Source organism: Thalassospira sp. HF15, from assembly GCF_011806525.1.
Classification (GTDB): Bacteria; Pseudomonadota; Alphaproteobacteria; order Rhodospirillales; family Thalassospiraceae; genus Thalassospira.
The window spans coordinates 488,089-501,990 of record NZ_JAAVKI010000002.1 but is presented as its reverse complement, the minus strand read 5'-3'; the positions used below and the strand labels follow the sequence as shown (position 1 = coordinate 501,990).

At 55.2% G+C, this 13,902-nt stretch carries 11 protein-coding genes; 5 read left to right on the top strand and 6 right to left on the bottom strand.

Annotated elements, in window-relative coordinates; all coding sequences use genetic code 11:
* Positions 1–1,287 (top strand): folylpolyglutamate synthase/dihydrofolate synthase family protein, encoded by a 1,287-nt coding sequence (locus HED22_RS05890; protein WP_368484477.1) that lies wholly within the window; start codon positions 1–3, stop codon positions 1,285–1,287.
* Between the two features lie 193 nt (positions 1,288–1,480).
* On the opposite strand, the gene HED22_RS05885 is transcribed toward HED22_RS05890, so the two are convergent.
* Positions 1,481–2,242, bottom strand: coding sequence for a hypothetical protein (locus tag HED22_RS05885; RefSeq protein ID WP_167720103.1), 762 nt, complete (start codon positions 2,240–2,242; stop codon positions 1,481–1,483).
* A 302-nt stretch (positions 2,243–2,544) separates the two neighbouring features.
* On the opposite strand from HED22_RS05885, the gene polA reads away from it, so the two are divergent.
* Positions 2,545–5,364 carry a DNA polymerase I gene (polA, locus tag HED22_RS05880; protein WP_167720101.1) on the top strand — a complete coding sequence of 940 codons (2,820 nt, stop codon included), beginning with the start codon at positions 2,545–2,547 and terminating at the stop codon, positions 5,362–5,364.
* Positions 5,365–5,379: 15 nt separating this feature from the next.
* Complete coding sequence (locus HED22_RS05875; protein WP_167720099.1) at positions 5,380–5,757, top strand: hypothetical protein; 378 nt, start codon at positions 5,380–5,382, stop codon at positions 5,755–5,757.
* Between the two features lie 96 nt (positions 5,758–5,853).
* On the opposite strand, the gene dapB is transcribed toward HED22_RS05875, so the two are convergent.
* The 4 genes from dapB to HED22_RS05855 form a co-directional block, all read right to left on the bottom strand.
* A complete protein-coding gene (gene dapB, locus HED22_RS05870; RefSeq protein WP_167720097.1) occupies positions 5,854–6,654 on the bottom strand; it encodes a 4-hydroxy-tetrahydrodipicolinate reductase in 801 nt (266 codons plus the stop codon).
* A gap of 129 nt (positions 6,655–6,783) precedes the next feature.
* Positions 6,784–7,932: a molecular chaperone DnaJ gene (gene dnaJ, locus HED22_RS05865; protein WP_167720095.1), complete on the bottom strand. Its 1,149-nt coding sequence runs from the start codon at positions 7,930–7,932 to the stop codon at positions 6,784–6,786.
* A gap of 104 nt (positions 7,933–8,036) precedes the next feature.
* A complete protein-coding gene (gene dnaK, locus HED22_RS05860) occupies positions 8,037–9,953 on the bottom strand; it encodes a molecular chaperone DnaK (RefSeq protein ID WP_167720093.1) in 1,917 nt (638 codons plus the stop codon).
* A gap of 336 nt (positions 9,954–10,289) precedes the next feature.
* Positions 10,290–10,790, bottom strand: a complete 501-nt coding sequence (locus HED22_RS05855; protein ID WP_167720091.1) for a DUF2244 domain-containing protein — start codon at positions 10,788–10,790, stop codon at positions 10,290–10,292.
* Between the two features lie 127 nt (positions 10,791–10,917).
* Between HED22_RS05855 and HED22_RS05850 the strand changes: the two genes are divergently transcribed.
* Both HED22_RS05850 and nth read left to right on the top strand, forming a co-directional pair.
* Complete coding sequence (locus HED22_RS05850) at positions 10,918–11,868, top strand: glycosyltransferase family 2 protein (protein WP_167720089.1); 951 nt, start codon at positions 10,918–10,920, stop codon at positions 11,866–11,868.
* Positions 11,869–11,893: 25 nt separating this feature from the next.
* Complete coding sequence (gene nth, locus HED22_RS05845; RefSeq protein ID WP_167720412.1) at positions 11,894–12,535, top strand: endonuclease III; 642 nt, start codon at positions 11,894–11,896, stop codon at positions 12,533–12,535.
* Between the two features lie 42 nt (positions 12,536–12,577).
* On the opposite strand, the gene HED22_RS05840 is transcribed toward nth, so the two are convergent.
* Positions 12,578–13,885 (bottom strand): penicillin-binding protein activator, encoded by a 1,308-nt coding sequence (locus tag HED22_RS05840; RefSeq protein WP_167720087.1) that lies wholly within the window; start codon positions 13,883–13,885, stop codon positions 12,578–12,580.
* Positions 13,886–13,902: the final 17 nt, after the last annotated feature.

Sequence of the window (13,902 nt, the reverse complement as noted above, 5' to 3'; positions counted from 1 at the left end):
GTGCGGAGCGACGCAATCCTTGCCCGTCTGGGCAAGCTGCACCCAAAAGTCATCGACCTTTCGCTTGGGCGGATTACCGGGCTTCTCGACAAGCTTGGCAATCCGCACCTTGCCCTTCCGCCTGTCATTCATATCGCCGGCACCAACGGCAAGGGATCGACCCTTGCCTATCTCCGCGCGATCTATGAGGCTGCCGGGCTACGTGTGCATTGCTCCACCTCCCCGCATCTGGTGCGCTTTCATGAACGCATCACCCTTGCCGGTGAAATGATCTCCGAAGACGCGCTATGTGACCTTCTTGAAGAGGTCGAGGCGGTCAATGACGGGGAATCGATCACGTTCTTTGAAATCACCCAGGCTGCCGCATTCCTCGCTTTTTCGCGCGCTCCGGCTGATGTTTTGCTGCTTGAAACAGGGCTGGGCGGACGTGTGGACGCGTCCAATGTGATTGATGCTCCTGCGGCAACCGTGATCACGCCGATCTCGCTCGATCATCAGGGGTTTTTGGGCGATACCATCGCCAAGATCGCATTCGAAAAGGCCGGTATCATGAAAACCGGCGTTCCCTGCGTTATCGCACCGCAAAGCCTTGAGGCCTTTAACAAATTGGCCTGTTACGCCAATCGCATCTCTGCCCCGATCTTCAATGATTTTGAAGTTACCGAGGAACGCGAAGACGGCTTTGCCATCCGCATCGGCACCGACCATATCAACCTGCCCCATCCGGCCTTGCCCGGACGCCATCAATACACCAATGCCGCCACCGCGATTACCACGGTACGCAAAGCACAGATTCCGGGCTGTGACGGCATGGATACCAACATCCTTGCCCGTGGTCTGGAAACTGCAAGCTGGCCGGCACGGTTGCAAAAACTCAGCAAGGGCCCGCTTTGCGATGCCTTGCCGGACGGCTGCGATCTGATTTTGGATGGTGGCCATAACATTGCCGCGTCCGAGGCGATTGCCGATTGGCTGTCGCGCCAACCAGCGGGCGATACCGCCGTCATCATGGGCATGCTTGATAACCGTGACGCCGAAGCGTTCCTCAAACCGTTAGCAATGCACATTAACGCATTTGCCGGTGTGCCGATCCCCGGCGAACATCAGGCGCATCTGCCCGAAACCCTGCGCGATGCAGCGATTACGTGCGGTATTTCACCAGCCTTTGCTTGCGACGGATTTGAAGCGGCGATTACCCCGCTTCTGGATGCCTGCCCGACCCCGAAACGGGTTCTGATCCTTGGATCGCTGTATCTTGCCGGTCTGGTCCTCGAACACCATTCCTGACAGCTTCCCGGCCCATTATGCTCAGGTCATGGTTCAACAACGGACCACACCAGGCTGATCTTAAAAAAAACTTTTCTGATGTGACGTAATCCATGCGACATCGCAGATTTGATGGGCCTTGATGGCCTGATAGTGTCGCAAGACTTGAAGATTACTGCCCAAGATATTGAGATCGCAGTTGAAACGCGGCACATCAGACGTCGGGAAGTTGGATCTTGCGGCGCGGCGTCCCGTTTGTCGGACCTTCACCACCATCCGTGCTACGCAGACGCAGATTACCCGCCTTGTGCACACGGCGACGATCGCCCTGCACCGGGGGCGGAAGGCCCTTTTCGCCGTTGTTCGCACCATCGTTTTTGGTCAGGCCAGGATCACTGTTCTTGGCGGCCTCGCGTTTGACCTTGCGCCCAGTGACCCACGTATACCCCAGCACATAAAGTAAAAAGCCACCCACCCCGACAGTCAGGGTCAGGAACTGCAAGACCGGCAGGAAACTGCCAAAAATCTGCCCACCACCATATATCATGAAAATGCACAGGGCAGCCACAGGTGCCAAAGCCAGAAAGAAGATGCCGCGCACCTTGTGACGGATCGGGCCGTAATGCATCAGCATCGCATAGAACAGATACATCAGGGCGACAAACACCACGAGTTTGATCAGCAAGATGAAGTGATCAAAATTGGGCAGGCTTTGATTACGGTCATAAATGCCAAAGAAGACAAACAGGCCGTGAACGATCAGGCCAAACAGACCAAAGGTCAGGATAAAGCGCAGCCAAGCGCTGACGCTAAAAAAGCTGCGCCATCCGCCACCGTTCGCCTTGCGACGGTCTTTCTGCTTTTTGCGTTTCCGGGTGGCGAGCATCATGTCTTCTGAAAGCTCACGCGCCGGACCTGCAGTTTCCACGCCGATGCCTTTCGGCAAAAATTCCGGCTTGCTTGATTTCCGGGCCACGAACCCGATCTCCCATGTCCCTTGGGATGAATTTACCCGTTACCATAGCAATCCCCGGGCAAGCTGATAAGCACAAAGAAGAATGATGCTAAAAAACCCGGTAAATGAGGACTTTACCTTTCCTGTTTCGAAATCGAAATAATATTTGATTTCGCCCCTGACTTGCCTGGCAATCGGTAGCGTAATTCTGTCAGGAGCCTTGGTGGTTTTTGCCAGAACTTGGCAGGCGGCACTCGACTTAACGGCGCGGATCGGGCATTCTTCCGGCCAATCTTTTTAACGCATACAAGAGCACGAAACGCATGACAGATTCCGCCCCGTCCAACACCGGTTCGTCCGCCGACAAAGCCCCGCGTCGCGTCGTACTGGTTGACGGTTCCGGCTTTATTTTCCGCGCTTTCCACGCCCTGCCACCGATGACGAGCCCCGATGGCACGCCCGTCAATGCGGTCTATGGTTTCTGCACCATGCTGATGAAGCTGCGCGAAGATACCAAACCCGACCATATGGCGGTGATCTTTGACACCAAGGGCAAGTCGTTCCGCAATGACTTCTATCCGGAATACAAGGCGCATCGTCCGCCGCCCCCCGAAGAACTGGTGCCGCAGTTCGGCCTGATCCGCGATGCGACGCGTGCCTTTAACCTGCCATCCATCGAACTTGAAGGCTTTGAGGCCGACGATCTGATCGCAACCTATGCCCGTCAGGCCGAGGCAGAGGGTTCTGATGTGATTATCGTGTCTTCGGACAAGGACCTCATGCAGCTTGTTACCGATCGGGTGCAAATGTTTGATGCGATGAAGAATCGCACCATTGGCGCTGCCGAAGTTATGGAAAAATTCGGGGTCAACCCGGACAAGGTTATTGATATTCAGGCCCTTGCGGGTGATTCCGTCGATAATGTGCCCGGCGTTCCGGGGATTGGCGTTAAAACCGCCGCCCAACTTATTGATGAATATGGTGATCTTGATTCTCTATTGGAGCGCGCCGATGAAATCAAACAGCCCAAGCGCCGCGAGAAACTGATCGAAAATGCCGAACTGGCCCGTGTCTCACGCGATCTGGTGACACTCAAGACTGATGTGCCAGTGGTCGAACCGCTGGGCGACTTCGAATTGCGTGAACCCGATCCCGAAGTTCTTTTAAGCTTCATCGCAAGTCACGGCTTTAAATCATTGCTTTCTAAAGTAAAGTCGAAATTTGGCGGTGATGTTGAGTTTGAAAGCCCGACGGCGGCCGGCGTTGGCGTGAATGATATCAAGGTCGAAAAGGCCGAATATGAACTGGTGCAGGATGAAGAGCGCCTAAAGCACTGGATTTCCGAGGCTGAATACCTTGGCACCGTCGCGGTTGATACCGAAACCACATCGCTTGATGCCCATCAGGCGAAATTGGTCGGCGTTTCGCTTTCAACCGAGCCCGGCAATGGCTGCTATATCCCGCTCGGTCATGTCAGCGGCGAGGCGCAAGGCGGCTTTGATTTCGGCGACAATCCGGCAGAATCAAAAGACGACCCCAAGCAAATCAAGCTGGAGCGCGCGATTGAGCTTCTTAAACCGCTTCTGGAAGACCCGGGCGTTCTCAAGGTCGGTCAGAACCTGAAATACGACATGATCGTTCTGGCCCGCCACGGCGTCAATGTTGCCCCGATGGATGACACCATGGTGCTGTCCTATGTGCTTGACGGCACCAGCCACGGGCACGGCATGGATGAACTGGCCGAGCTGCATCTCGATTACAAGCCGATTTCCTTCAAGGACGTCTGTGGCAGCGGCAAGACCCAGATCACCTTTGATCAGGTCCCGCTCGACAAGGCGCTCGATTACGCCGCGGAAGACGCCGATATCACGCTACGCCTGCATCGGTTGCTGAAACCCCGCATCGCACAGGAACATATGGCCAGCGTCTATGAGACGCTGGATCGTCCGCTGGTGCCGGTTCTGGCCAAGATGGAAGGGCTTGGGGTCAAGGTCGATGCCGAGATCCTTAAAAATCTGTCCGATGATTTTGCCAAGCGCATGGCCGCCCTTGAAGAAACCATTCACGAAATGGCGGGCGAACCGTTCAATCTTGGCAGTCCCAAGCAGCTGGGCGAAATCCTGTTTGATAAAATGAGCCTGCCCGGCGGCAAAAAGACCAAAACCGGGGCTTGGCAGACCGGTGCGGACGTGCTTGAAGCCCTTGCCGCACAGGGCCATGACCTGCCCGCCAAGCTTCTGGAATGGCGTCAGCTTTCCAAGCTCAAAAGCACCTATACCGACGCGCTTGCCCATCACATCAACCCCAATACGGGGCGGGTGCACACCAGTTACGGTCAGACCAACGTCAATACCGGGCGTTTGTCATCCAATGACCCCAACCTGCAAAATATCCCGATCCGAAGCGAGGAAGGCCGCAAGATCCGTACCGCCTTTGTCGCCGAACCCGGTCACAAGCTGATTTCTGCCGACTATTCGCAGATCGAGTTGCGGCTTCTTGCCCACGTGGCCGAGATCGAAGCCCTTCGCGAGGCGTTTAAGAACGGCGAGGATATCCACGCCGCAACGGCCTCAAAGGTGTTTGGTGTGCCAATTGAAGGCATGGACCCGATGGTCCGTCGCAAGGCCAAGGCGATCAACTTCGGCATCATTTACGGCATTTCGGCCTTTGGGCTGGCCAACCAGCTTGGCATTCCGCAAAAAGAAGCCAAGGCCTTTATCGAAGCCTATTTCGAGATCTATCCAGGCATCCGCGATTACATGGACGAGGCCAAGGAATTCGCCAAAAAGCACGGCTTTGTCCGCACGCTGTTTGGTCGCCATATCCATATCAGTGGCATCAATGACAAGAACGGCATGCGCCGAAGCTTTGGCGAGCGTGCCGCCATCAACGCGCCTATTCAGGGCGGGGCCGCCGACATCATCAAACGTGCGATGATTGCCGTGCCCGGTGCCTTGGTCGATGCCGGGCTCAAGACCCGCATGTTGCTTCAGGTCCACGATGAACTGATCTTTGAAGCCCCAGAAGACGAAGCCGAAAAGGCGATCAAAACCATCCGCGAAGTCATGGAAAACGCCGCCCATCTATCGGTTCCGCTGATTGCCGATGCTGGCATCGGTGATAGCTGGGCGGATGCACACTGATAAGGGATTTGGGCTATGGACAACGGACAGGTTGAAGTCTCTTACTTTCCGTTCTTGGAAATAGCCCAAGCCCTTAACAAGGACCCGTCCAAATCCTCTGGAAGAAGCTTGGATTACGAAAGGGCATTCCAAAGCAAATATAAGCTGAACGAAAATATGATCATTGAGCTTACCGGCCGCGCACTGAACGAAGTTCTTGATGAACCAAATCCCGAAAGCTCTGAACGAGCTAGAATTTGGCTGAACGATCTCAAGGACGGGTTATCGGTAAAAGAGATCAATGACGGGATAAAGCAGAAGAAGCTCTCAGGTCAGTATAAAAACGCGAGGCCAGATGGCGATATCATCATAGCCCTCCTCCAAGGCTACATTACCCTGCGGCGTGGTACATAGAGCCCCCGTAAAGCGCTAAAAGACAAAAAAAGACCCCGCTGCAGATCATTACAGCGGGGTCTTTTTGTATCAGGTCAGCTTTGATGAGCTAAGCGCTTAGAGTCCTAACACTTCACGCATGGAATACAGCCCCGGTGCCTTGCCCTCGGCCCATTTGGCGGCACGGACGGCACCCTTGGCGAAGACTTCGCGTGACGATGCCTTGTGGGTGATCTCGATGCGTTCGCCCTCGCAGGCAAAGACAACCGTATGATCGCCGACCACATCGCCGCCACGCAGCGTCGCAAACCCGATGGTGCCATCTTCGCGGGCACCGGTATGGCCGTCGCGCGAACGGACAGAAACCTCATCCAGATCAACACCACGGCCCTTGGCAGCGGCTTCGCCAAGGCCAAGCGCAGTACCCGACGGGGCATCGACCTTATGTTTGTGGTGCATTTCGACGATTTCGATGTCGGCCACGTCCTTATCAAGGACGCTTGCCACCTTCTCGACCAGTGCAAAGGCCAAGTTAACCCCGACACTCATATTCGGGGCAAAAATGATCGGCGCTTTTTGGGCCGCAACTTTCAGCTCGTCTTTCTGATCATTGGAAAGCCCGGTGGTGCCAATCACAAGGATGGAGCCGGTTTCGGCTGCCAGTTTCGCATGTTTCATGGTCGCCGCCGGGGCGGTGAAATCAATCACCGCATCAACTGCCTCAAACAGTGCCTTGGGATCATCGCCCACGACAACGCCGCTTTCTTCAAGACCGGCAATCAGGGTGACGTCCTTGCCAATGAATGGACTTCCGGGCAGGTCGGTTCCACCACCAACTTCACAGCCCTTGGTCTTGGCGGTTTCATTCACCAGCATCCGCCCCATACGGCCAGCACATCCAACAATTCCGATCTTCATTTCCGGTCTCCTCCGGGCAAGCAAATTCATACGTGCAATTGCTTTAACACAAGGCCCCGACTGCGCAAAATAAAACCCCCGACAAAGCTGCCGGGGGTTTGGGATATCGATCTTTTAAACACAAGCCGATCAGTCGGTCAGGTCTTTCCAGATTTCCTTCATCTTGGAGAAGAACCCTTCACTTTCCGGGCTCGACCCCTGTTCGCGGGAAATCTCGTCAAACTCTTCAAGAAGCTCTTTCTGACGGTCTGTCAGATTGACCGGCGTTTCGACGCTGACTTCGACAAACATATCCCCGCGTGCCTGAGACCGCAGGATGGTCATGCCCTTGCCACGCAGACGAAGCTGCTGGCCCGACTGAGTGCCTGCGGGGATGTTGATCCGCGTGCGCGTGCCTTCAATCGTCGGCACTTCGATGGTGCCACCAAGGGCGGCCTTGCCCATCGGGATCGGGATCCGGCAATACAGGTTGGCCCCTTCGCGCTGGAAGAAGCGGTGATGCTGAATATCAAGGAAGATATAAAGATCACCCGGGGGTGCACCATTGGTACCGGCTTCGCCTTCGCCCGCAAGGCGAATGCGCGTGCCGTCTTCGACACCGGCCGGTATGGTGACCTGAAGGGTCTTTTCCTTCTCGACGCGGCCAACACCGTGACAGGATTTGCACGGGTTCTTGACCATCTTGCCTTTGCCATGACAGCTCGGGCAGGTGCGCTCAATGGTAAAGAAGCCCTGCTGCGCACGGACCTTGCCATGACCATTACAGGTTGGGCACGTAACTGGCTGGGATCCCGGTTCTGCACCGGTCCCGTCGCAGCTTTCGCACGACACAGACCCTGGAATGGTAATCTCGGCCTTCTTGCCTTCGAACGCTTCTTCAAGCGAGATCGCCATGTTGTAGCGCAGATCCGCCCCGCGGGAAGATCCACCACCACCGCGGCGTCCGCCGCCCATGGCGCCAAAGATTTCGTCAAAGACATCGGCAAAACCGCCGCCGCCAAAACCACCGCCGAAGCCGCCACCAAAGCCGCCTCCGCCACCGGGACCGCCCTGTTCAAAGGCTGCGTGGCCAAACCGGTCATAGGCCGCACGCTTTTCCTGATCCTTCAGGATTTCGTAGGCTTCATTGACCTGTTTGAACTTGATTTCAGCTTCTGTATCGCCCGGGTTCTTATCCGGGTGATACTTCATTGCTTGCTTACGATAGGCGCTTTTCAGCTCGGCTGCGCTGGCATCTTTGCTGACGCCCAACAGCTCGTAATAATCTTCTTTCGCCATCTGTAACTCCGAAATACGGTCGGGCCGTTCCAGCAAATCCTTGCGTCCGGAACGGCCCGATTTTTCTTTACAGGGCGTCGTTCAAGACGACCTCTGCGGTCGTCTTATTTGTCTTTTTTGTTGTCATCGACTTCTTCGAAGTCGGCGTCAACAACACCGTCATCGGCCTGTGCAGAGGCATCGGCTTCTGCTGCTTCGCCGTCACCAGCTTCTTCCTGCTGCGCCTGATACATGGCTTCGCCAAGTTTCATCGAGGCCTGCTGCAGTTCATTCAGCTTGGTGGTGATGGCTTCGGCATCTTCACCGTCCTTGGCTTCTTTCAAAGCCGACAGGGCGTTTTCGATTTCCGACTTGGTCGCATCGTCAACCTTGTCACCATGCTCCGAAAGGTTCTTTTCGGTGGCGTGGATAATGGCTTCTGCCTGGTTGCGGGCTTCGACAAGGGCCTTACGCTGTTTATCAGCTTCGGCGTTGCTTTCCGCGTCCTTGACCATGTTTTCGATCTCGTCATCGGAAAGACCACCAGATGCCTGAATACGGATCTGCTGTTCCTTGTTGGTCGCCTTGTCTTTGGCAGACACGTTGACGATACCGTTGGCGTCGATGTCAAAGGTCACTTCAATCTGCGGAACACCGCGCGGTGCCGGCGGGATACCAACCAGATCAAACTGGCCGAGCATCTTGTTGTCGGCTGCCATTTCACGTTCACCCTGGAAGACGCGGATGGTCACGGCCGTCTGATTGTCTTCAGCGGTCGAGAAGGTCTGCGACTTGCGGGTCGGGATCGTGGTGTTACGGTCGATCAGGCGGGTGAAGACACCACCGAGCGTTTCAATACCAAGCGACAGCGGGGTCACATCCAGCAGAAGAACGTCTTTGACGTCACCCTGCAGGACACCACCCTGAATCGCGGCACCAAGGGCAACAACCTCATCGGGGTTCACACCTTTGTGCGGATCACGGCCAAAGAACTCTTTAACGCGTTCCTGAACCTTCGGCATACGGGTCATACCACCGACCAGGATGACGTCGTCGATTTCACCTGCGGTGATACCGGCATCTTTCAGGGCTGCCTTGCAAGGCGTCATGGTGCGTTCGATCAGATCGCCCACCAGACCTTCAAGCTTCGCACGCGACAGCTTGATATTGAGGTGTTTCGGACCGGATGCGTCAGCGGTGATGAACGGCAGGTTGACATCGGTCTGCATCGACGAGGAAAGCTCGATCTTGGCTTTCTCTGCAGCTTCTTTCAGACGCTGAAGGGCCAGACGGTCTTTACGCAGGTCGATCTGCTGTTCCTTTTTGAACTCCTCGGCAAGGTAATCAATGATCTGCTTGTCGAAGTCTTCACCACCAAGGAAGGTATCACCGTTGGTCGATTTAACTTCGAAAACGCCATCGCCGATTTCCAGAACCGACACGTCAAAGGTACCGCCACCAAGGTCATAAACGACCACGGTGCCGCCGTCTTTCTTGTCCAGACCATAGGCCAAGGCAGCTGCGGTCGGCTCGTTGATGATACGTTTGACTTCAAGACCCGCGATCTTGCCGGCGTCTTTGGTCGCCTGACGCTGGGAATCGTTGAAGTATGCCGGAACGGTAATCACGGCTTCGGTCACCGGTTCGCCAAGATGGCCTTCGGCGGTTTCCTTCATTTTCTGAAGCACCATGGCTGCGATCTGGCTCGGTGCCATTTTCTCGCCATTGACTTCAACCCATGCATCGCCGTTCTCGCCCGAGATGATTTTGTACGGAACGAGATCCTTGTCTTTTTCGACTTCCGCGTCGCCGTAACGACGGCCGATCAGACGCTTGATGGCAAACAGGGTGTTTTCCGGGTTGGTGACTGCCTGGCGTTTCGCCGGCTGACCGACAAGGCGCTCACCATCGTCGGTGAAAGCGACCATTGACGGGGTGGTACGAGCACCTTCGCTGTTTTCAATCACACGGCCTTCTTTGCCGTCCATGACTGCAACGCACGAGTTGGTGGTGCCAAGGTCGATACCAATAATCTTACCCATAGTAAGTTCCTCTTTTAGCGGCCGGTCCGTCCCGCAGCCTCCGAAATGAAGCGCCGCGCAGGACCTCCTGGGACCAATGGTTGTAATACACGTAATTTTTCTGGGGGTTCTTCGTTACCCCGCGAACCTATATATGAAAGTCACCACAAAGTCGCAAGCGCTCAAAGTGGGGAATCTTGGGTGTTTTTTGCCTTTAAACCGCAATTTTGATCCAATCACAGCCGTGAGAGCCCCTCTAAACCGGCAAAATCAACGTAAATCACCGGTTTTTTGCGGGCAAAACCCGGCTTTCGAATTGTCTCATAACCGGGTTGCAAAACATTCAGATCAGATCGACTAGACCGGGATATCGGCAGGATTACAGCGGGTTTGGCGCAAGACGGCCTCAAGCTTGATCGCGAGACTTTCCTTTTCATCAGCACCTAAAAAACGCGCAATTTCGAGACTTTTGCCATGCGTACGCAAAAACAACGCAGATTGCTCATCCTCGCCACGCTCATGAACGACGCGCAGCCAATAAGGCTGAAAATCAAATTCCTGACGTTCACCACGCACAGAAATCCGGGTCACCCGAAGGTTGCCCGGTGCAAGCTCGATCCGTTCTTCCTGCCGCGCGGAGCGGAAGCTGAAATAGAACGCCAGTGACAGCAAGACAACATCAAACCCCAAAAACCCGATCACCGGCCAGGCCCCCACCGACCAGAAGATAAACCCGATGGTCGTGGTCAGGGCGGCCAGAAACAGGACGATATTGCGCGCCGCTCGGCGCGACAGCGATCGCGGCGGAAACAAATCCACCCGAAAGATCGGTTTTGCGGAACGCGGCACGTTTGGCATTTGCAGTTTCTCGAATGCTCGGTGATACCAAGATAAGGGTTTGGGGCACCAATAACCCAACGCCATTTACATTGCGCCGACAAGCGCTAGATTGGCAGCTTGCTTATCCTTCATCGCGGTAAAATCAATGACCAAAGTCAGTTACGTTATAACACTTTTCAACAAGCAAGAGTATATTCGACCTGTGCTCGATGCCGTGCTTGCCCAAACAGGTGATTTTGACCGCGAGATCATTCTGGTTAACGACGGTTCTACGGATGACACATTGCCACGGATCGAAGCCTATGCAAGCAAGCACCGCAATATACGAATTATCTCGATCGAAAATTCCGGCCCGTCGGTCGCCTTCAACACCGGGATTAATGCGACCACCGGGGATTTTATCAAATTCGTCGACGGCGACGACGTATTGTGCCCGAATTCTACAGAACTTTTGCTACGTGCAATCACAGATACCTGCGCCGGATTGGCACATTCAGGCATCGAAGAGGTCGAGGTTAGTTCTGATACGTATCAGAACCCAACCGCAAATCTTGGCAGCCCAAAACCGATACCAAACAAGACAGCGATCGCGACAATGATTGAAAAAGCCCATTTCAATCCAAGCTGCGTACTTGTCCGAACTGAACTTGCCAAAAAAGTCGGCGGCTCTGACGACAGGGTGTTTATTCAGGACTATTCGCTGTGCTTGCGCGTCTCTCGCATCGCCGACTTCGTTCAGGTTCCGCTCGTTCTAGCATTTGCGCCCAAAGAAGCTGGCAGCCGTTTGTCGGGTTATGGCGCGGGCGCACAGGTATTACACGACCTTAACCTTGCGCTTGCTTATCTACTCGAGGACCATTCCGATCTCTCTTCCGAAATGCGTAGCAGAATTGTCAAACGGGCAACAAGCCGGTCTTGGCGTTGGGCCAAGCGGCTTGAAAACAAGTCGGTGTTCTCAAGAGAATTCAGAAACTACATGCTTGCAAAAATTGGACTTACCGGACCTCAACCTGAAAAGCTCGTTTTTGAAAGCTGTGAAACATTCCGGCGGACCTCCACCATCAGGTTCCCGAAACATTTAACCGGTCAATCTTGATAAGGACGTTCTTATGGCCCGCCCGATGAACAAAGCCGCCATCGAAGAGTTTTTCCAGCGTCTGTCTGATGCGGACCCGGAACCAAAAGGGGAGCTTGATTACACCAACCCCTATACTCTTCTGGTCGCGGTTGCGCTATCGGCACAGGCAACTGATGTCGGCGTGAACAAGGCAACCAAAAAGCTGTTTCAGATCGTTGCGACCCCGCAGGACATGCTGGATCTTGGCGAAGAAGCGCTGATCGAGCATATCAAGACCATCGGGCTGTATCGTGGCAAGGCCAAGAACGTGATGGCAGCCGCCAAGATTCTTGTTGAAAAGCACGGTGGCGTTGTTCCCAATGATCAGGAAGCGCTTGAAGAACTGCCCGGTGTCGGTCGCAAGACCGCCAATGTGGTGCGCAATATCGCCTGGGGCGAACATACCATGGCGGTCGACACCCACATTTTCCGTCTGGGCAATCGGACCGGCATGGCCAATGGTAAAAACGTGCTTTCCGTTGAAAAGGCGTTGCTGAAAAAGGTTCCGGCCCGTTTCATGACCCATGCCCATCACTGGCTGATCCTGCATGGCCGTTATATCTGCAAGGCGCGCAAGCCGCGCTGTGGCGACTGCATCGTCAATGATCTGTGCAATTACAAAGACAAAACACCTGCCGAAGCTTGATCCGGCAGGTGTTTGAAAGTTCAGGACTTAATCAAATCCGGATCAGAATACCTGATCGAAGCTTGCGGGCGCGGGTGCAATCACCTTTGCGCCATCGGCCTGTATTTGCATGATGGCATAACCCCGCTCGGACTGGCCGTCCGGGGTCAGGCGGAAGATACCGTCCACCCCGACAAACCCGCTTGGGTTGGTCAGCGTTTGCTGGCTCATATTGTTTTCATCACGCGCCATCAGGGCTGCCAGCGCTGTGCTGTCATAGGCCAAGCTTGAAATACGTGGTGGCTGACTGCCAAAGGTGCGCTCAAAGCGGGCGGCAAACAGCTCCCAGTTTTCCGGGTTAGGCGCGGCAAAAATCCCGCCCTTGAGTGCCGGTTCGGCAAACAGGCCCGGATCGTTCCAGCCAAACGTTCCGATAAATTGCACCACTGATGGATCGACGTCGAAGTACGCCAGAAGCGAGGAGACCTGACGCAATTCACCACCGGTGGCCGGCAGGATCAAGGCGTCAAAATCAAGATCGCCAAAGGTATCAACCCCTTCAAGACGACGCAGTGCACGTTTGGACCCGGCACTGCCATCGGCTTCAAGCTGTGCCTTGTGGGCGCGCAGGTTCGCACGGCGCGCGTCATAATTGGCAAAGTCACGAATGGTTTGTTGCAAATCTTCCGAACCGGGCTGATAGAACGCCACCCGGCCAAGTGTCCCGCCAATGCGCGAGACAACGGTATTAAGCCCACTTGCGATCTGGCGGCCATAATCGTTCTGCGGCAACAGTGCTGCGAAACGATAGCGCCCCTGTGTCGTGGCATATCCAGCCGCACGGGCAATCTGGTCTTCTGGGATCAGGCCATTGACCCAGACACCGCTTTCCGCCACCCGACGATTGTTGGAAAAGGCCACGACCGGCACATTGGCCGATTTGGCCACTTCGCTGGCGCCGCTGACCGATTCGGCAAATAGCGGGCCAAGGATCATCTTTGCCCCGGCATCAACCGCCTCGCGCGCGGCATTTTGGCCACCCTGATAGGTTCCGGCCGTATCAATCGGCATCAGAACAAAGTCATCACCGGCAATGTCAAACATCGCCAGTTCCGCCGCATGACGCATCGCACGGCCAAGTTCCCCGTGCTGGCCCGAGAGCGGCAACAACAACGCGACCCGTTTTTCAAAGGCAGCAGCATCGTCGTTATAAAGCATCGGCAGTTCGGCACCCTCGCCTTCCGGCAAGGCGGCGTCGCTCGGCCAGGGATTGGCATCAGGGATCAGGCCCTGATCAGGCGCGCTGGTGGGATCAACGGTATTGGGCGCAGGCTGATTGGCGCTTTCAACCGGAGCCCCATCACGTTGCATGCCGAAAAGGTCCGTGA